Annotated in this window: 18 protein-coding genes; 17 read left to right on the forward strand and 1 reads right to left on the reverse strand. The window is 65.2% G+C overall.

Translation table 11 applies throughout. The features are described from left to right. Window positions 1-55 precede the first annotated feature (55 nt). The 5 genes from ABH922_RS09765 to aroQ all read left to right on the forward strand — a co-directional run bounded on the left by ABH922_RS09765 (window position 56) and on the right by aroQ (window position 4,586). The gene (locus ABH922_RS09765; RefSeq protein ID WP_424806730.1) at window positions 56-1,207 is read left to right on the forward strand and encodes a diguanylate cyclase domain-containing protein; all 1,152 of its coding nucleotides are present in this window, start codon (window positions 56-58) and stop codon (window positions 1,205-1,207) included. Window positions 1,208-1,297: 90 nt separating this feature from the next. Then, window positions 1,298-2,485, forward strand: coding sequence for a chorismate synthase (gene aroC / locus ABH922_RS09770; protein WP_424809617.1), 1,188 nt, complete (start codon window positions 1,298-1,300; stop codon window positions 2,483-2,485). A 31-nt stretch (window positions 2,486-2,516) separates the two neighbouring features. After that, window positions 2,517-3,026, forward strand: a complete 510-nt coding sequence (locus tag ABH922_RS09775; protein ID WP_424806731.1) for a shikimate kinase — start codon at window positions 2,517-2,519, stop codon at window positions 3,024-3,026. Between the two features lie 25 nt (window positions 3,027-3,051). Further along, window positions 3,052-4,161, forward strand: coding sequence for a 3-dehydroquinate synthase (gene aroB, locus ABH922_RS09780; protein WP_424806732.1), 1,110 nt, complete (start codon window positions 3,052-3,054; stop codon window positions 4,159-4,161). Continuing rightward, the gene (gene aroQ, locus ABH922_RS09785) at window positions 4,158-4,586 is read left to right on the forward strand and encodes a type II 3-dehydroquinate dehydratase (protein ID WP_424806733.1); all 429 of its coding nucleotides are present in this window, start codon (window positions 4,158-4,160) and stop codon (window positions 4,584-4,586) included. The genes aroB and aroQ overlap by 4 nt, the downstream gene beginning before the upstream one ends. 62 nt (window positions 4,587-4,648) lie before the next feature. On the opposite strand, the gene ABH922_RS09790 is transcribed toward aroQ, so the two are convergent. Continuing rightward, window positions 4,649-5,254, reverse strand: coding sequence for a B-4DMT family transporter (locus ABH922_RS09790; RefSeq protein ID WP_424806734.1), 606 nt, complete (start codon window positions 5,252-5,254; stop codon window positions 4,649-4,651). A gap of 111 nt (window positions 5,255-5,365) precedes the next feature. Here ABH922_RS09790 and ABH922_RS09795 point away from each other — a divergent pair, with 111 nt between their 5' ends. From ABH922_RS09795 to mihF, 12 genes are all read left to right on the forward strand, one after another. Beyond that, window positions 5,366-6,460: a M24 family metallopeptidase gene (locus tag ABH922_RS09795; protein ID WP_424806735.1), complete on the forward strand. Its 1,095-nt coding sequence runs from the start codon at window positions 5,366-5,368 to the stop codon at window positions 6,458-6,460. A gap of 34 nt (window positions 6,461-6,494) precedes the next feature. Continuing rightward, window positions 6,495-7,058, forward strand: coding sequence for an elongation factor P (efp, locus tag ABH922_RS09800; protein ID WP_424806736.1), 564 nt, complete (start codon window positions 6,495-6,497; stop codon window positions 7,056-7,058). After that, window positions 7,059-7,556 carry a transcription antitermination factor NusB gene (gene nusB / locus ABH922_RS09805; RefSeq protein WP_424806737.1) on the forward strand — a complete coding sequence of 166 codons (498 nt, stop codon included), beginning with the start codon at window positions 7,059-7,061 and terminating at the stop codon, window positions 7,554-7,556. It abuts the gene before it with no gap. A 163-nt stretch (window positions 7,557-7,719) separates the two neighbouring features. Then, complete coding sequence (gene pyrR / locus ABH922_RS09810) at window positions 7,720-8,334, forward strand: bifunctional pyr operon transcriptional regulator/uracil phosphoribosyltransferase PyrR (RefSeq protein WP_424806738.1); 615 nt, start codon at window positions 7,720-7,722, stop codon at window positions 8,332-8,334. Beyond that, window positions 8,331-9,275, forward strand: a complete 945-nt coding sequence (locus tag ABH922_RS09815; RefSeq protein ID WP_424806739.1) for an aspartate carbamoyltransferase catalytic subunit — start codon at window positions 8,331-8,333, stop codon at window positions 9,273-9,275. Before pyrR ends, ABH922_RS09815 begins: the two co-directional genes overlap by 4 nt. Continuing rightward, window positions 9,272-10,642: a dihydroorotase gene (locus ABH922_RS09820; protein ID WP_424806740.1), complete on the forward strand. Its 1,371-nt coding sequence runs from the start codon at window positions 9,272-9,274 to the stop codon at window positions 10,640-10,642. Before ABH922_RS09815 ends, ABH922_RS09820 begins: the two co-directional genes overlap by 4 nt. Before the next feature lie 5 nt (window positions 10,643-10,647). Further along, complete coding sequence (locus ABH922_RS09825) at window positions 10,648-11,214, forward strand: transporter (protein WP_424806741.1); 567 nt, start codon at window positions 10,648-10,650, stop codon at window positions 11,212-11,214. Further along, window positions 11,211-12,386, forward strand: coding sequence for a glutamine-hydrolyzing carbamoyl-phosphate synthase small subunit (gene carA / locus ABH922_RS09830; protein WP_424806742.1), 1,176 nt, complete (start codon window positions 11,211-11,213; stop codon window positions 12,384-12,386). The genes ABH922_RS09825 and carA overlap by 4 nt, the downstream gene beginning before the upstream one ends. Continuing rightward, on the forward strand, window positions 12,386-15,742 hold the full coding sequence (gene carB / locus ABH922_RS09835) for a carbamoyl-phosphate synthase large subunit (RefSeq protein WP_424806743.1): 3,357 nt from the start codon (window positions 12,386-12,388) through the stop codon (window positions 15,740-15,742). The genes carA and carB overlap by 1 nt, the downstream gene beginning before the upstream one ends. Continuing rightward, on the forward strand, window positions 15,739-16,560 hold the full coding sequence (gene pyrF / locus ABH922_RS09840; RefSeq protein ID WP_424806744.1) for an orotidine-5'-phosphate decarboxylase: 822 nt from the start codon (window positions 15,739-15,741) through the stop codon (window positions 16,558-16,560). Before carB ends, pyrF begins: the two co-directional genes overlap by 4 nt. An 81-nt stretch (window positions 16,561-16,641) precedes the next feature. Beyond that, a complete protein-coding gene (locus ABH922_RS09845; protein ID WP_424806745.1) occupies window positions 16,642-17,838 on the forward strand; it encodes a glycosyltransferase 87 family protein in 1,197 nt (398 codons plus the stop codon). 367 nt (window positions 17,839-18,205) lie between these two features. Then, a complete protein-coding gene (mihF, locus tag ABH922_RS09850) occupies window positions 18,206-18,526 on the forward strand; it encodes an integration host factor, actinobacterial type (RefSeq protein WP_003944825.1) in 321 nt (106 codons plus the stop codon). Window positions 18,527-18,535: the final 9 nt, after the last annotated feature.

Raw genomic sequence — 18,535 nt, forward strand, 5'->3', positions numbered from 1 at the left:
TTATTCGCTGACTGGTGGGGGTCGGTGAGTTGTTCGTCCTGTGTGAGGAGTTGTCATGATCCGCCGTGAACCGATCGTCGTGAGCGGTCCAGGTGGCGCACAACGAAACTCCAGTTCAGTCAGGATGTGGTGGCGGCAGCCGTTCGAGTTCGATCACAGGCAGCGACTCCTGCGCGAACGCGGGCTCCTCGGGTCGACTCGAATGATCGTCCAGATCGGTCTCGGCTTCGGGTTCGGATTCCTGATCCTGATCCAGTTCGTCCCGGACGTCGTGACCACCCCCGTGGAACGGGTGATCACGGTCTTCGGAGCGCTGGGCGTGTCGTACTGCTTCCGTACCTGGTCGGATTCGCGGATCGGCCCGTCCGAGGGACGATCCGCGGAGTTTCTTCTGATCACGAACGCGGTGATCGGCATGGTGTTGCTCGCCGGGGTGAACTCGCAACTTCTCGCCACGACGGGGGTCGTTCTCTACGCGGTTCTGTCGCTGTACGCCGCTCTGTTCCACAGCCCTCGGATGTTGGCTGCGCAGTTGACGGTGGCGGTAGCGGTCGGGGCGGTCACGACAGCGGCGGCGACTCCAGTCCTCGACTCGACCGGTATCTTGATCGTTCTCGCAGTCTTCGTGGTCACCGGAGTCTTGTTCGCCTCGTCCGTGGTCCTTCACATGGCCCTGATGCACCTGTCCGACGACGCGGACCAGGCCAGGGTTGATCCCTTGACGGGTTTACTCAATCGTCGCGGGTTGTCGGAAGCCAGGGCGGCTCTGATCGAGTCACGTGCTCGAGGTCGCTCGACCTTCGTCGTCATGGTCATCGATGTCGACGGATTCAAAGATCTCAACGACGTACACGGGCACGGCGCCGGCGATGCGGCATTGTCGGTCGTCGCCGAACGGATGGCAGTGGAAGTCGGCTCCGACGGCCTCCTCGCCCGGACCGGTGGCGACGAATTCGTGGCGATTGTCGAGGCAACGACGGATTCGGCCACGAGGGTGGCGACGAGGGTTCACGATGCCGTGCATTCGCCGCGGGACGCCCGACCGCTGACAGCGAGTACCGGGGTGTACGACGTCTGCACAGAGTTGGCATTGTTCAAAGACGCCGAGATCTTCGACCTGGCGATTCATCGTGCGGACACCGCCATGTACCGAGCGAAAAGACAGGGCGGTAATCGCATTGCCTGGACCGACACCGCGTGGCAATGACGAGGGCCGTCAACGGTTGGTCCGGGCGGTGCATGCCCGCGGCAGGGCCACCGTGACGACGTACGCCGGTGACGTGGAAAGATGGGCGACGTGCTGCGTTGGATAACTGCCGGAGAATCCCATGGTCCCGCCCTCGTCGCGATGCTCGAGGGCATGGTCGCGGGGGTCGAAGTGACCTCTGAGGCCATCTCGTCCGAACTTGCCCGTCGTCGACTCGGTTACGGCCGTGGCGCCCGGATGAAGTTCGAAGCCGACAAGGTGACGATCATCGGTGGTGTGCGCCACGGATTTACGCTCGGCGGCCCGGTGGCCATCGAGATCGGCAACACCGAATGGCCCAAGTGGGAAACCATCATGTCTGCCGATCCGGTCGATCCGGATCTGCTCGCCGATCAGGCCCGCAACGCCCCGTTGACGCGCCCGCGTCCCGGCCACGCCGATTACAGCGGCATGCTCAAGTACGGCTTCAACGACGCCCGCCCTGTTCTCGAACGGGCCAGTGCCCGTGAGACTGCCGCCCGCGTCGCGGCCGGAACCGTTGCGCGGGCGTTCCTGCGGCAGGTCTTCGGTGCCGAGGTGGTCTCGCACGTCATTTCCATCGGCGCGTCCGAGCCCTACGTCGGTCCGGCGCCCGAGGGCAAGGATCTGGACGCGATCGACGCCAGCCCGGTTCGCGCCTTCGACAAAGCGGCCGAAGAGTCGATGATCGCCGAGATCGAAGCGGCCAAGAAGGACGGCGACACTCTCGGTGGCATCGTCGAGGTCGTCATCCACGGACTTCCCGTCGGTCTCGGTACCTTCGTCAGTGGCGCCGAGCGCCTCGACGCACGACTCGCGGCCGCCCTCATGGGCATTCAGGCCATCAAGGGTGTCGAGGTCGGTGACGGCTTCGAGACCGCACGTCGGCGCGGCAGCGAGGCACACGACGAAATCCGTCCGGGTCCGGACGGCATCGTGCGCGCCACCAACCGTGCCGGCGGTATCGAAGGCGGTATGACCAATGGTGAGGCCCTGCGAGTGCGGGCCGCGATGAAGCCGATCTCGACGGTTCCGCGTGCGTTGGCGACCGTGGACATGGACAGTGGTGAGGAAGCCGTCGCGATTCATCAGCGAAGTGACGTGTGTGCGGTTCCGGCCGCCGGTGTCGTCGCCGAATCGATGGTCGCGTTGGTCGTCGCGCAGGCAGCTCTCGAAAAGTTCGGTGGTGATTCCATTGACGAGACCACTGCCAACTACCGACGCTACGCCCACGGCATCGCATCCCGTCCGCCCCGCTGAGGACGCCGGCAGCATCGAGGTACCGGTGTCGATGAAGCCGATGGCCGTCCTGATCGGGCCGCCCGGCGCCGGGAAGTCGACCATCGGTCGGCGCTTGGCGCAGGCTTTCGACGTCGAACTCGTCGACACGGACGCCGAGATCGAACGTACCGAGGGGCGGACGATCCCGGAGATCTTCAGCCAGGACGGGGAACCTCGGTTCCGGGAGATCGAAGAGTCCGTCGTGCGTGACGCCTTGGTCGGTACGGACGGCATCGTTTCGCTCGGCGGCGGGGCGATCCTCTCGGACCGGACCCGCGAGCTGCTCGAAGGGCACACGGTGGTGTATCTCGAGATCAGTGTCGCCGAAGGGCTGCGCCGGACGGGGGCGAACAATCATCGACCGTTGCTCACCGGCGGCGATCCGAAGGTGAAGTATCAGGAGCTGATGCGCCGTCGTAGGCCGTTGTACCGGCGGGCGGCCACGATCAGGATCAGGACGGACGGGCGCAGTCCGGCTCGGGTCGTCGCTCAGTTGGTCTCGAAAATCGAAGACGCATGAACAAGCGGAGTGGAGCAGTGAAGCAGTGACCGAACCCGTACGTGTAGAGGTGAAGACCGCACATCCTTACCCGGTCGTGATCGGCCGCGGGCTGCTCGGCGACCTGGTGGCCGAGGTCGAAGGCGTGCGCACGGTCGCGATCTTCCATCAGCCCCCGCTCGCGGAGACGGCCGAGGCCGTACGGGCTGCTCTGGCGGAGAAGGGAATCGACGCACACCGCATCGAGATTCCGGACGCCGAAGAGGGGAAGGATCTGGCTGTCGCCGGGTTCTGCTGGGACGTGCTGGGCAAGATCGGCCTGACGCGAAGTGATGCGATCATCAGCCTGGGCGGCGGAGCTGCCACCGACCTGACCGGTTTCGTCGCGGCCACCTGGATGCGTGGGGTGAAGGTCGTTCACGTGCCCACCACCCTGTTGGCGATGGTCGACGCGGCCGTGGGCGGCAAGACCGGCATCAATACCGAGGCGGGCAAGAATCTCGTCGGGTCGTTCCACGAACCCGGTGCGGTGTTCATCGACCTCGCCACGCTCGAGACGGTGCCGCGCAACGAAATCATCGCAGGCCTGGCCGAGGTGATCAAAACCGGTTTCATCGCCGATCCCGTCATCCTGGATCTGATCGAAGCAGATCCGGAAGCGGCGCTCGATTCTGCGGGAACTGTTCTGCCCGAACTGATTCGGCGTTCCGTCGAGGTCAAGGCGAAGGTTGTCGCCGCCGATCTGCGCGAGTCGGATCTGCGGGAGATTCTCAACTACGGGCACACTCTCGGGCATGCGGTCGAGCGTCGTGAGCGGTACAAATGGCGTCACGGCGCGGCCGTCTCCGTCGGTCTCGTGTTCGCCGCCGAACTCGGCCGGCTGGCGGGCCGGCTCGACGATGCCACCGCCGATCGCCACAAGTCGATTCTCGACCTCGTCGGACTGCCCACCTCGTACGACGGCGACGCGTTCGGTGACCTGCTCAAGGGTATGCAGACCGACAAGAAGAACCGTGCCGGGCTGCTTCGGTTCGTGGTACTCGACGGTCTCGCGAAGCCCGGTCGTCTGGAAGGGCCTGATCCGTCGCTACTGGTGGCAGCTTTCTCGGCCATCGCTCGCGATCCGAGGCCTGCGGGCGGAACGGTCCTGTTGTGAGGATCAACGTCGTCAACGGACCGAATCTCGGTCGCCTCGGCAAGCGGCAGCCCGAGGTCTACGGATCGACCACCCACGAGGATCTGGTCGACCTGTGTGTCGAGGCAGGCAAGGAACTCGGCGTCGAGGTCGTGGTTCGCCAGAGCGATCACGAAGGTGATCTGCTCGGGTGGATTCACGAGGCGGCGGACGCCGGGGAACCGGTGATTCTCAACGCGGGCGGGCTGACTCACACGTCCGTGGTGCTGCGCGACGCGTGCGCCGAGCTCACGGCTGGGCTGGTGGAAGTGCACATCTCGAACGTGCATGCGCGAGAAGAGTTTCGGCACAACTCCTACCTGAGCCCGATCGCCACAGGTGTCATCGTCGGCTTCGGCGTCGCGGGCTACCTGTTGGCGATCAGGTTTCTCGCCGAGCGCGACTGAGCCGAGAACGAGCAGCGGGCCCCGGAGATCTCCGGGGCCCGCTGCTCGTTCTCGGTGCTCGGCTACGGACGACTACCCGGGTCCGCCGCCGGAAACGATGTGGTCGGGGCGTCGGAATCTGCGACCGACGCATCGGCCCCGACGTAGGCATGCTGCCCGGTGGGGGAGTCGTGGCCGTCGCCGACCGGCACCGGCTCGCGACGGCGCTCGTGCGACGGCACCTGCGGTGCGGTGCCGTTCTTGCGCTGTTCGCGGCTGACGAAAAAGCGGCCGACGGTGACGGTGAGCATCGCCGGAACGAAGATCAGCAGGATGGTGAAGGCCGCGCCGGACGTCACTTCGAAGAACAGGCCCTGCTGGGTCAGTTCGAGCGCCGGGATCAGGCTGAGCAGCCAGCTTGCGGCGCCTGCGACGAGTCCGCCGACGATTCCGGCCCTGAGCCACACCACTGTCAGATCCGCGCCGTCCTCGGGTTCGGGGAAGGCGCGGCGATCACGGATGCCGTCGATGCCGCCCCAGATCAAGGCGACGACGACGACGATCACCAGTGACGACCAGCGCAGTGTCGATCCCTGTAGCGGCCATTGGGCGATGGCAGCCCCGAGTAGCGCACGAAATACGACATGTACCAGGCTCATGCCGAGGCCACGTACCAACCAGGCGTTCATGACTACACAGTAACGAGAACTACGTGCACACGTGGCGTAACCCACACAGCGGTTCGGTCGGCGTCGGATTCGGCCGAAAACACGCATCGGCGATGCGAGTACCTTCTTGTCATGACGTTCGATTTCTCCTCTCGCCGCGAAGCCCTTCGACGTGTACTCCGCGAACGTGACCTGGACGCGATTCTCGTCACAGACCTGCTCAACATCCGGTACCTGACCGGGTTCACCGGATCGAATGCCGCGCTGGTGGTCGGTGCTACCGACGCAGTGTCGTCCGAGGACGACACGGTCATCTGCACGGACGGTCGCTACGTCAGCCAGGTGGCGCAGCAGGTTCCCGATCTTCGCGCCGAGATCGACCGGTCCAGCGCGGCCAGGCTGATCGAGACGACGTCGGCACCGACACTCGCGTTCGAAGCTCATGTCGTGACGTTCGCTCAGCATCGGTCGTGGACGGAATCGTCACCGGCCACGCAGTTCGTACCGGTGAGCGGGCTGGTGGAACAACTGCGCATGGTCAAGGACGAATCCGAGATCGCGTTGTTGCGTCAGGCGTGTACTGCCGCTGACGTCGCGTTGGTGGAGTTGATCTCGCGAGGCGGTCTCCGGCCGGGACGCACCGAACGTGAAGTGCGCCGCGACCTGGAGAATCTGATGCTCGATCACGGCGCGGACGGAATCTCCTTCGAGACCATCGTGGCGGCCGGGCCCAATTCGGCGATCCCGCATCACCGTCCGACGGACGCCGTTCTCGCGTCGGGAGATTTCGTGAAGCTCGACTTCGGCGCTCAGGTCGGCGGTTACCACTCCGACATGACGCGTACCTACGTTCTCGAGACTGTTTCCGAGTGGCAACGGGACTTGTACGAGCTCGTCGCACACTCGCAGCGAGCCGGACGTGAGGCGCTGGCCGTGGGAGCGGAATGCGCCGCTGTCGACGCCGCCGCCCGAGCGGTGATCGAAGATGCAGGCTACGGCGAGTTGTTCCTGCACGGCCTCGGACACGGCGTCGGCCTGGAAATCCACGAAGCACCGGGAATCGGCAAGCTCGGCACCGGTACACTTCTTTCCGGCGCGGCGGTGACCGTCGAGCCGGGCGTGTACTTCTCCGGTCGCGGAGGTGTGCGGATCGAGGACACGCTCGTTGTTCGTGAGCAGGGGCCAGAGCTGCTCACACTGACCGCAAAAGACCTTACCGTCGTCTGAGACGGTTCCCGACCCCCTAGGAGACGCGAAGCAAGTGGCTTCCACCAGTGATTTCAAGAATGGTCTGGTTCTGCAGATCGAAGGCCAGCTGTGGACGATCATCGAGTTCCAGCACGTCAAGCCCGGCAAGGGTCCTGCCTTCGTGCGCACCAAGCTCAAGAACGTGCTCTCGGGCAAGGTAGTGGACAAGACGTTCAACGCCGGTGTGAAGGTCGAGACCGCCACGGTCGACCGTCGGGACATGACGTACCTGTACCACGACGGTAGCGACTACATCTTCATGGACGGTGACACCTACGACCAGGTCTCGATCAGTGAGGCGACCGTCGGCGAGCAGTCCCGGTTCCTGCTCGAGAACATGGCCGTCCAGGTAGCGACCCACGAAGACGTTCCGCTCTTCGTCGAGCTCCCGGTCACCGTGGAGTTGATCGTCAAGCACACCGATCCGGGCCTACAGGGCGACCGTTCCACCGGTGGCACCAAGCCGGCAACCCTCGAGACGGGCGCCGAGATCAACGTGCCGCTGTTCATCAACACCGGCGACAAGCTCAAGGTCGACTCCCGTGACGGCAACTACCTCGGGCGTGTGAATTCCTGAGTGTCCGGACCGCATAAGAAACTCGGTGCTCGCCACAAGGCGCGCAAGCGTGCTGTCGACTTCCTCTTCGAAGCCGAAGCTCGTGACCTCGATCCGGTAGCCCTGGCGTCGGAGCGTTCGGATCTCTCCGTCAAGGACGACGCCGTCGCGCCGGTCGCGACGTACACGGTCACCCTGGTGTCCGGCGTCGCGGAGAATTTGGATCGTATCGATCAGGTCATCTCCTCGCACTTGCAGGACTGGACGCTCGAGCGGCTACCTGCAGTCGATCGAGCGATTCTGCGTATCGCCGTGTGGGAGTTGTTCCACGCCACCGACGTGCCGCCCGTCGTGGCCGTCGACGAGGCCGTCGAACTGGCGAAGCAGCTCTCGACCGACGACTCGCCGGGATTCGTCAACGGAATCCTCGGGCAGGTCGTTCTGGTGGCGCCGCAGGTTCGATCGGCCGCTGCCGCGACGTCGCAGCGGGCTCGGGAAGCCGACTCGGGTAACGAGTAGCGAGTAGTTCCACCACCTGCCGTGCGCACCGAGTGTGTCTGCACACAGTTCGCTCGAACGCTGGGTTCGCACGGCAGGGATCAGGTCTGTCGGCTGATAGGGTGGGGAACCGTCAGACATCCTTTAACGATCCGTCCCGTGAGGCGGAGAAGGAGGTCGCTGCATGAGCGTGCCCGAAGGGTCTCGCCCATCCGATCTTGCAGGTACGGAAAACGCGTCCGAGATCCGCGAATTGTTGTCCGCCCAGGATGTGGGCCGGACCGTCGCTCGGATAGCGCACGAGATCATCGAGAAGACTGCACTCGACGGCGGCGACGGTACGGCGCCTCGTGTGGTTCTGATCGGCATCCCCACTCGCGGCACCACGCTCGCGACTCGGCTGCGGGACAAGATCGAAGAGTTCTCCGGAGTGCGTACTCCCATCGGATCGCTCGACATCACCCTCTACCGCGACGATCTGCGCACCAAGCCACACCGTCCCCTCGAACGGACGTCCGTCCCCGACGGCGGCGTGGACAACGCCTTGGTCGTTCTGGTCGACGACGTCTTGTTCTCCGGCCGCACCGTCCGCTCCGCTCTCGACGCATTGCGCGATCTCGGTCGCCCGCGCGCGGTGCAGCTGGCAGTTCTGGTCGATCGCGGCCACCGCGAACTGCCGCTGCGGGCCGACTACGTCGGGAAGAACGTGCCCACCGCTCGTACGGAGGACGTGAAGGTCCTGCTGCACGAGCACGACGGTCGTGACGCCGTGGTGATCTCCGGAGGTAAGAGCGCGTGAAGCATCTTCTCTCCATCGCGGATCTGAACCGTCGGTCCGCGACCGAACTGCTCGACGAGGCGCAGCGTTTCGAGCAGGCTTTACTCGGCCGTGAGGTACGCAAGCTCCCGACGTTGCGTGGCCGGACGGTCATGACGGTGTTCTTCGAGAATTCCACCCGCACCCGCGTGTCGTTCGAGGTGGCGGGCAAGTGGATGAGCGCCGACGTGATCAATGTCAGCGCCTCCAGTTCCTCGGTGTCCAAGGGCGAATCCCTGCGTGACACGGCGATGACGCTGCGCGCGGCGGGTGCGGATGCCTTGATCGTGCGGCATCCGGCGTCGGGGGCGGCCCATCAGATCGCCAAGTGGACGTCCAGTGCCGAGGACGGTGGCCCGGCGGTGATCAATGCCGGTGACGGTACACACGAACATCCCACCCAGGCACTGCTCGACGCCCTCACCTTGCGTCAGCGTCTCGGTGAGATCGAGGGCAAACGGATCGCGATCGTCGGTGACATCCTGCACAGCCGGGTGGCGCGCTCGAATGCCCTGCTGCTGTCGATGCTCGGCGCCGAGGTGGTGCTCATTGCCCCGCCCACACTGCTTCCCGTCGGCGCCCAGAGTTGGCCGGTCACCATTGCGCATTCGCTCGACGCGGAACTGCCCGGACTGGACGCGGTGCTGATGCTGCGCGTGCAGGCCGAGCGGATGAACGGCGGTTTCTTCCCCTCACAGCGTGAGTACTCGATCAACTACGGGCTTTCGGAAAAGAGACTGGGGATGTTGGCCGAGCACGCGGTAGTCCTGCATCCCGGCCCGATGCTGCGTGGTATGGAAATTGCGTCCGCTGTCGCAGATTCACCCAAAGCTGCTGTACTGCAACAGGTTACCAATGGTGTGCACATGCGGATGGCCGTCTTGTTCCGACTCCTCGTCGGCTCCGAGGACGGTGCGCTGTGACCACGATCCAGAACGGAGATTCGGCAGTGAAGGTCCTGATCAAGGACGTACTGGTCTACGGCGAGGGTGATCCCGTCGACGTACTGGTCGGCGACGGAGTCATCCTGGCCATCGGTGTCGGGCTCGATTCCGACGAGGCGACATCGGCCGACGAGATCATCGACGGCAGTGGTCAGGTGCTCCTGCCCGGTTTCGTCGACCTGCATACGCACCTGCGTGAGCCGGGTCGCGAGGACACCGAGACCATCGAGTCCGGTTCTGCCGCAGCGGCACTCGGCGGCTACACGGCCGTGTTCGCGATGGCGAACACCAACCCGGTTGCCGATTCGGTGGTCATCACCGATCACGTGTGGCGACGAGGACAGGAAGTCGGCCTGGTCGACGTTCACCCCGTCGGCGCCGTCACCGTCGGTCTGAAGGGCAAGCAGCTTGCCGAGATGGCGACCATGGCCGCCGGTATCGGCAAGGTCAAGGTGTTCTCCGACGACGGACACTGTGTCGACGATCCGCTCATCATGCGCCGCGCCCTCGAGTACTCGAGCTCCCTGGGTGTACTGATCGCCCAGCACGCGGAGGAGCCGCGCTTGACCGTCGGCGCCATCGCCCACGAAGGGCCGACAGCTGCCCGGTTGGGTCTGGCCGGATGGCCGCGCGCGGCCGAGGAATCCATCGTCGCTCGCGATGCCCTGCTCGCTCGCGATGCCGGTGCTCGCGTGCACATCTGTCACGCATCCACTGCGGGAACCGTAGAGCTGATGAAATGGGCTCGCGGTCAGGGTATTTCGATCACCGCCGAGGTCACCCCCCATCACCTGCTGCTCGACGACTCGCGCCTCGAGACGTACGACGCGATCAACAAGGTCAACCCGCCGCTGCGCGAGGCCAGTGACGTCGCCGCGCTGCGGCAGGGTTTGGCGGACGGTGTCATCGATTGCGTCGCGACCGATCACGCGCCCCACGCCGAGCAGGACAAGTGCTGCGAATTCGCTGCTGCCCGTCCCGGCATGCTCGGCCTCGAGACGGCGCTGTCCATCGTCGTGCAGACGATGGTCAACCCGGGCCTGCTGGACTGGCGCGGCGTCGCCCGGGTCATGAGCGAGCGACCTGCCGCCATTGTCGGTCTCGACGATCAGGGCCGTCCCCTCGAGGTGGGGGAGCCGGCCAACCTGACGCTGGTCGATCCGAAGGCCGAATGGACCGTCCACGGCCCGGACCTGGCGAGTGTCGCACATAACACTCCGTACGAGTCGATGACGTTGCCTGCCCGGGTCACGACCACACTGTTACGTGGCCGTATCACCGCACACGACGGAGCAGCGCGGCCCAGAAGCGAGAGCGGGCTTCTGAACAGCAGCAGTGGGAAGTAGGCGTCATGGAGAGAGCACTCTGGATCATCGGCTTGGCGATCTTCTGGGTCGCGATGATCGGCCTGATGTTCGTCGGTTGGCGTGGGCGCGCCAAACGACAGAAGGACCGAATCGGGGAACTCCCGCCGGTTCCCAAGACTCTCGGTGAACTCCTCGTCCTTCCCACCACCGGCCTGTACGTGGGCAGCACCATCGCACCGAGCTGGCAGGACCGCATCGCGGTCGGCGATCTGGGTTTCCGCTCCACCTGCGAGATCTCCCGCTATTCCGGCGGAATCCTCGTCGAGCGCGACGGTGCGTCGGCGATCTGGATTCCGGAGAAGTCGATTCGCGCGGTACGCACCGAGAACGGCCTCGCCGGCAAGGTGATGAGCAAGGACGGCGTCCTGGTAGTCCGCTGGGAGCTGCCGAGCGGCACCGAGATCGACACCGGCGTACGTGGCGACGACAAGCAGGTCTACCCGGACTGGGTGAAGCCACTCGCACCCGCGAACGCGGCACCCGCGACAAGCACGAACAACAACGAAGACGCGAGCTCCGGCGAGATCGAGCAGAACGGAAAGAACGCATGAGCGGCTTTGACCACAGCCCCGCAGTACTGGTCCTGGAAGACGGACGGGTATTTCGCGGAACCACCTTCGGTGCGGTCGGACAGACCTTGGGTGAAGCGGTGTTCAGCACCGGCATGACCGGCTATCAGGAAACGCTCACCGACCCCAGCTACCACCGCCAGATCGTGGTCTCCACGGCGCCGCAGATCGGTAACACCGGCTGGAACGACGAGGACGACGAATCGGTCGGCCCGACCGGAGAGCGTGCAGGCGCGAAGATCTGGGTTGCCGGGTACGTGGTCCGTGATCCGTCCCGGGTCACCTCGAGCTGGCGCGCGACAGGTTCGTTGCAGGCCAAGCTCGAAGAGCAGGGCATCGTCGGGATCGCCGGAATCGACACCCGCGCCCTGGTCCGGCACCTGCGCACCCGCGGCTCGATGAAGGCCGGAATCTTCTCCGGTGACGCTCTGGCTGCCGACGACGAATTGGTCCGGCGGGTTCAGGATCAGCCGACCATGCTCGGTGCCGATCTGGCCGGTGAGGTTAGCACCACCAGCGGTTACGTCGTCGAACCCAAGGGTGGCGAGGCGCTGTACACGGTGGCCGCCATCGACCTCGGTATCAAGACCAACACCCCGCGCATGTTCGCCGAGCGCGGTATCCGCGTGCACGTGCTGCCGTCCACCGCCTCGCTCGAGCAGATCCTCGACCTGAAGGCCGACGGCGTGTTCCTCTCCAACGGCCCCGGCGACCCGGCCACCGCCGACGGCGCCGTGCACCTCACCAAAGAGGTCATCGGACAGGGCATTCCGCTGTTCGGTATCTGCTTCGGCAACCAGATCCTCGGCCGTGCCCTCGGTCTGAGCACCTACAAGATGAAGTTCGGCCACCGTGGCATCAACATCCCGGTGATCGAGCATCAGACCGGCCGCATCGCGATCACCGCGCAGAATCACGGCTTCGCCCTCGAAGGCGAAGCCGGCCAGGAATTCGACACCCCGTTCGGCCGCGCCGTCGTCAGCCACACGTGTGCCAACGACGGAGCCGTCGAAGGTGTTCGCCTATTGGATGATTCGGCCTTCTCGGTGCAGTACCACCCCGAGGCTGCCGCCGGCCCGCACGACGCCGCCTACCTCTTCGACCGCTTCACCAACCTGCTTGCCGCACGGAAAGAAACCGGAGTCAAGAACTAATGCCACGCCGCAGCGATCTCAAGCACATCCTGGTGATCGGCTCCGGTCCGATCGTCATCGGTCAGGCCTGCGAGTTCGACTACTCGGGCACCCAGGCCTGTCGGGTCCTGCAAGAGGAGGGCCTACGCGTCAGTCTGGTCAACTCCAACCCGGCCACCATCATGACGGACCCCGAGTTCGCCGACGCCACCTACGTCGAGCCGATCACGGCCGAGTTCCTCGAGAAGGTCATCGCGAAAGAAGCTCTGCAGGGCAACAAGATCGACGCCGTCCTCGCGACGCTCGGCGGTCAGACCGCACTCAACGCCGCAGTGGCCCTGCACGAGCAGGGCATCTTGGAAAAGTACGACGTCGAGCTGATCGGCGCCGACTTCGATGCCATCCAGCGCGGTGAGGATCGGCAGAAGTTCAAGGACATCGTCGCCAAGGTCGGCGGCGAGTCCGCGAAGTCGGCCGTCTGCTACACGATGGACGAAGTGCACGCCACGGTCGCCGAACTCGGCTACCCGGTTGTCGTGCGACCGTCGTTCACCATGGGTGGCCTCGGCTCCGGTATGGCCTACGACGTCGACGATCTCGAGCGGATCGCCGGTGGCGGTCTGGCCGCGTCGCCCACGGCTAACGTCCTGATCGAGGAATCCATCCTCGGCTGGAAGGAATACGAACTCGAACTCATGCGGGACAGTCGCGACAACGTCGTGATCGTCTGCTCCATCGAGAACGTGGACCCGGTCGGTGTCCACACCGGCGACAGTGTGACGGTTGCGCCGGCGATGACGCTGACCGACCGCGAATACCAGGCGATGCGCGACCTCTCCATCGACATCCTGCGTGAGGTGGGCGTCGACACCGGCGGCTGCAACATCCAGTTCGCGATGGACCCCAAGGACGGCCGCCTGGTCGTCATCGAGATGAACCCGCGGGTTTCCCGCAGCTCGGCCCTGGCGTCGAAGGCGACCGGTTACCCGATCGCGAAGATGGCCGCCAAGCTCGCCATCGGCTACACCCTCGACGAGATCGTCAACGACATCACCAAGGAAACCCCGGCCTGCTTCGAGCCGACGCTCGACTACGTCGTCGTCAAGGCGCCGCGGTTCGCGTTCGAGAAGTTCCCCGGAGCCGACGGAACGCTGACCACCACGATGAAGTCGGTAGGCGAGGCCATGAGCATCGGCCGCAACTTCACCGAAGCCTTCGGCAAGGTCATGCGTTCACTCGAGACCAAGCGGGCCGGTTACTGGACCGGCGCCGACATCGAGACCGAGAACCTGGACACACTGCTCGCCGACCTGAGCGTGCCGCAGGACGGCCGCATGTACGGCATCGAGAAGGCATTCGCCCTCGGCGCCACGGTAGAGCAACTCTTCGACGCCACCAAGATCGACCCGTGGTTCCTCGACCAGTTCCAGCAGATCCACGAGCTCGGTGAAAAGCTGCGCGCGGCAGAGTCTTTCGACGAAGCTGCGCTGCGTCAGGCCAAGTACCACGGCCTCTCGGACCGTCAGATCGCATCGCTGCGCCCCGAACTCGGCGGTGACACCCACGCAGGTGAGGACGCGGTCCGCGCGTTGCGCGATCAGCTCGGTGTCCGCCCGGTGTACAAGACCGTCGACACCTGCGCCGCCGAGTTCGAAGCCAAGACGCCGTACCACTACTCGACGTACGAGCTCGATCCGAACGCCGAATCCGAGGTTGCTGCGCAGAACGAGCGTCCCAAGGTCCTGATCCTCGGATCGGGCCCCAACCGCATCGGCCAGGGCATCGAGTTCGACTACTCGTGCGTGCACGCCGCACAGACGCTGTCCGAGGCCGGGTACGAGACCGTCATGGTCAACTGCAACCCCGAGACCGTCTCGACGGACTACGACACCGCTGATCGGCTGTACTTCGAGCCGCTCACGTTCGAAGACGTCTTCGAGGTGTACCGGGCCGAAGCCCAGTCCGGTACCGTCGCCGGCGTCATCGTCCAACTCGGCGGCCAGACCCCGCTCGGCTTGGCGAAGCGTCTCGAAGCGGCAGGGGTCCCCATCGTGGGAACCAGCCCCGCCGCCATCGACCTCGCCGAGGACCGCGGCGAATTCGGCCGTGTCCTGACCGAAGCCGGTCTGCCTGCGCCGAAGTTCGGTACCGCCACCACTTTCGACGGTGCCCGCGACATCGCCGCCGGCATCGGCTACCCGGTGCTGGTGCGCCCGTCGTACGTGCTCGGTGGCCGCGGCATGGAGATCGTCTACGACGAGGCGTCGCTGGCGAACTACATCTCCCGCGCCACGGAGATCTCCGACGACCGGCCCGTGCTGGTCGACCGCTTCCTCGAAGACGCGGTGGAGATCGACGTCGACGCTCTGTGCGACGGCACCGAGGTGTACCTGGGCGGCGTCATGGAGCACATCGAGGAAGCCGGCATCCACTCCGGTGACTCCGCGTGTGCGCTGCCGCCCATCACGCTGGGCCGCGCCGACCTCGAGAACGTCCGCCGCTCCACCGAGGCTCTGGCCAAGGGCATCGGCGTCAAGGGTCTGCTCAACGTGCAGTACGCCCTCAAGGACGACATTCTCTACGTCCTCGAGGCGAACCCGCGTGCCAGCCGCACTGTCCCGTTCGTGTCCAAGGCCACTGCCGTGCAGCTTGCCAAGGCATGCGCCCGCGTCATGCTCGGCGAAACCATCGCGGAACTGCGGGCCAACGGCATCCTGCCGCCGGCGGGCGACGGCGGGAATACCCCGGCCGGCGCTCCCATCGCCGTCAAGGAAGCCGTGCTGCCGTTCAACCGCTTCCGCCGGGCCGACGGTACCGGTGTCGACACCCTGCTCAGCCCGGAGATGAAGTCCACCGGCGAGGTCATGGGCATCGACTTCGACTTCGGTACCGCATTCGCGAAGTCGCAGACCGCCGCGTACGGTTCACTGCCCACCACCGGAGCAGTGTTCGTCTCGGTAGCCAACAAGGACAAGCGCTCGCTGATCTTCCCGGTCAAGCGCCTCGCCGACCTCGGATTCACCATCCTTGCCACCGAAGGCACCGCAGACGTTTTGCGGCGCAACGGAATCGAGTGCACCAACGTCTTCAAGCAGTCCGGTGAAGACGTGCCCGCAGGTGCGGAAACCATCGTCGACCAGATCAAGAGCGGCGCGGTCGCCATGGTCATCAACACCCCGTACGGAAACTCCGGCCCACGCGTCGACGGCTACGAGATCCGCAGTGCCGCGGTCGCGTCGAACATTCCGTGCATCACGACGGTGCAGGGTGCCTCGGCCGCGGTGCAGGGCATCGAAGCCGTTCTGCGCGGCGACATCGGGGTGCATTCGCTGCAGGAGTTGCACGCGGGCCTACGTCAGCCGGCGTCGCAGTCGTGACGCACGGTTTCGGTCACCGTCTCCGGTCCGCGATCGCGGACCGGGGGCGGCTGTGTGTGGGCATCGACCCTCATCCCGGTCTTCTCGATGCATGGGGACTGCCTCGCAGCGCCGACGGGCTCGAGACGTTCGCCGAGATCTGTGTCGAGGCGTTCGCGGGCGAGGTCGGTCTGGTCAAACCCCAGGTTGCATTCTTCGAGGCCTACGGCAGTGCCGGGTATGCCGTCCTCGAACGCACCGTCTCGGTGCTCCGTGATGCGGGCACTCTCGTCGTCGCCGACGCCAAGCGTGGCGACATCGGATCGACGATGGACGCGTATGCACAGGCCTGGCTCGGTGAATCACCGTTGGCGTCGGATTCGGTGACCGTATCGCCGTACCTGGGATTCGGTGCGCTCACTCCCGCACTCGATCTTGCTCGTGAGCATGGACGCGGCATCTTCGTCCTGGCCCGTACCTCCAATCCGGAAGGCGGGGGGCTGCAGCAGTCGTCGGCAGGTGGAGTGTCGGTCGCCCAGTCGGTCGTGGACGACGCGGTCATCGCCAACGGCGACGGCCGGGACACGGTGGGCCTGGTCGTCGGGGCCACTCGTGACCACGGCTTGGATCTGAGTGCCTTCGGCGGTCCGATCCTGGCGCCAGGACTGGGTGCCCAGGGCGCGTCGGCCACCGATCTTGCCGAGATCTTCGCCGGATCCACCGAATTGCTGCTCCCCAATTCCTCCCGCGGGGTACTGGCCGCGGGACCGTCGGTATCCGCGCTCCGTGCCGCCGCCGCTCGCACCCGGGACGAGATCGAAGCTGCATTGGCGAGCTGACCGGTGAACGCTCGCGGCCGGTCGCCGGCAGAAGGTCGTGAGCTTTTCTCCGGTAAAGCGACTCGGTGGTACCGTCCGGCGGTGAGTCGTTGGTGGCAGGTCGTTCTACTCGTAGTTGCGTGTGCGTTGCTGGCCACCGGTTTTCAAGCCCTCACCGGGGTGCATGGTGACGATCTCGCGGTGTACCGCACCGCCGGACAGGCCGTGTTGGACAGATCGAATCTGTACGACGAGTCGTTCAACGCGAGACTGCCGTTCACCTATCCGCCGTTCGCGGCATTGGTCGCGGTGCCGGTGGCTCTGGGTTCGTGGGGTGCGGTCCAGTGGGGATGGAGCTTTCTGAGCCTGCTGATGTTGGCCGCGATCATCGCGCTCAGCTACCGTGGCGTAGCGCTGACCCGTCGACGACCGGTGGCGGTGTACGTCGGGTTCCTGATTCTGTGGACGGCGACGTCGCCGGTCTCCGACCATCTGGGATACGGGCAGGTCGGTCTGTTCCTGACGTTGCTGTGCCTCGTCGATGTCCTGGCGCGGCCGAGATGGTTGCCGGCGGGGGTCCTGGTCGGCATCGCCGGCGCGGTCAAACTGGTTCCTCTCGTCTACCTCGGGTACTACCTGATCACCGGGAGATGGCGAGCCTTCGCCGGCGGAATCGCCGGCTTCCTCGGCGCCACCGCGCTCGGCTTCGCGATCCTGCCGCAGCAGTCGATCGACTACTTCGGCCACATCGCGTCACTGTCCGGTCGGGTCGCGGTCGGCGATCCCACTGTGTTCGGCAACCAGTCCGTCCGAGGCATGGAACTGCGGATTCTGCCGGACTCGCTCGTGAGTCCGGTGTGGCTGCTCTCGTGCCTGGTCCTGGGGGCGTTCGGGATCTGGGCTGCTCGCCGTGCGCAACGCGAGCGCGGTGACCTCGCCGGCTTCACCGTCGTCGCCGTGCTCGCGGCTGCCGTGACGCCGATCGCGTGGACCCATCATTTCGTCTGGCTGGTCCCGGCGATCGGGGTGCTACTGACCCCGATCGCCGGTACCGGTGCGCAGATGCGTGCGGTGTCGCGGTGGGCGTGGGCGGCAACCGGCTTCACCTTCGTCGTAGTACTGCTTCGTTTGCCCAGGATCGGCTCGGATCTCGATGTTCCTATCGTCGGGTTCCTGTTGGAGAATTCGCTGCTCTGGGCGAGCTTGGTGGTGGTGGTAGCGCTGGCGGCCCCGGATTTCGGGCGTCGAGCCGCCGTTCGGGACGGGGGCTCGGGCCCGAAAGCGGTGCACTCGGGCTGAGAACCGGTCGCGACACGCGCGTACTCGCCGAAATCGGTCGATTTTTTTCACTGTGTTCGCGAGCACGTTCGACTGGCGACGGAAAATCGGCATCCGGCTACACGTTCTCCGACGCACTGTTTCCGAATTATGTTTTCCAGCAACATAATTCGTGAAGTGAATCGAGCGGAGCCCGCCGTGACGCCGCCGCTGTCGATTCGTCGGGTTCGAACATGGTCGAGCTGTTCGCGGCACGCATAACCCACTGCGATCTGCATCGAACCGCGGGGGGTGGGTTAGCAATTCGCGCTCAGCGTGAGTACGGTCGCTATCGCTGCTGGTTATCAGCGGAATAGACAAAATTTGTACACGACGAGACGGAGGAACCGTGGCCCTTCCCCAGTTGACTGATGAGCAGCGCGCTGCTGCTTTGGAGAAGGCAGCTGCTGCCCGCAAGGCCAGGGCTGAGCTCAAGGAGCGCCTGAAGCGTGGCGGCACCGACCTCAAGCAGGTCCTCAAGGACGCCGAAGACAACGAAATCTTGGGCAAGATGAAGGTTTCGGCTCTGCTGGAGGCACTGCCGAAGGTAGGCAAGGTCAAGGCACAGGAAATCATGACCGAGCTGGAGATCGCTCCGACCCGTCGCCTCCGTGGCCTCGGTGATCGGCAGCGCAAGGCTCTGCTCACCAAGTTCGACTTCGAGGCCTGAGCCGAGAAG

The sequence above is a fragment of the Rhodococcus sp. 27YEA15 genome (assembly GCF_049739425.1).
In the GTDB taxonomy this organism is placed as follows: domain Bacteria; phylum Actinomycetota; class Actinomycetes; order Mycobacteriales; family Mycobacteriaceae; genus Rhodococcus_F.

Coding starts and splice junctions, on each gene's coding strand:
- pyrR (WP_424806738.1), top strand. CDS start 7,720: ATGAGCGTGCCCGAAGGGTCTCGCCCATCCGATCTTGCAGGTACGGAA.
- carA (WP_424806742.1), top strand. CDS start 11,211: ATGAGCGGCTTTGACCACAGCCCCGCAGTACTGGTCCTGGAAGACGGA.
- ABH922_RS09765 (WP_424806730.1), top strand. CDS start 56: ATGATCCGCCGTGAACCGATCGTCGTGAGCGGTCCAGGTGGCGCACAA.
- carB (WP_424806743.1), top strand. CDS start 12,386: ATGCCACGCCGCAGCGATCTCAAGCACATCCTGGTGATCGGCTCCGGT.
- ABH922_RS09825 (WP_424806741.1), top strand. CDS start 10,648: ATGGAGAGAGCACTCTGGATCATCGGCTTGGCGATCTTCTGGGTCGCG.
- ABH922_RS09790 (WP_424806734.1), bottom strand. CDS start 5,254: ATGAACGCCTGGTTGGTACGTGGCCTCGGCATGAGCCTGGTACATGTC.
- ABH922_RS09795 (WP_424806735.1), top strand. CDS start 5,366: ATGACGTTCGATTTCTCCTCTCGCCGCGAAGCCCTTCGACGTGTACTC.
- ABH922_RS09775 (WP_424806731.1), top strand. CDS start 2,517: ATGAAGCCGATGGCCGTCCTGATCGGGCCGCCCGGCGCCGGGAAGTCG.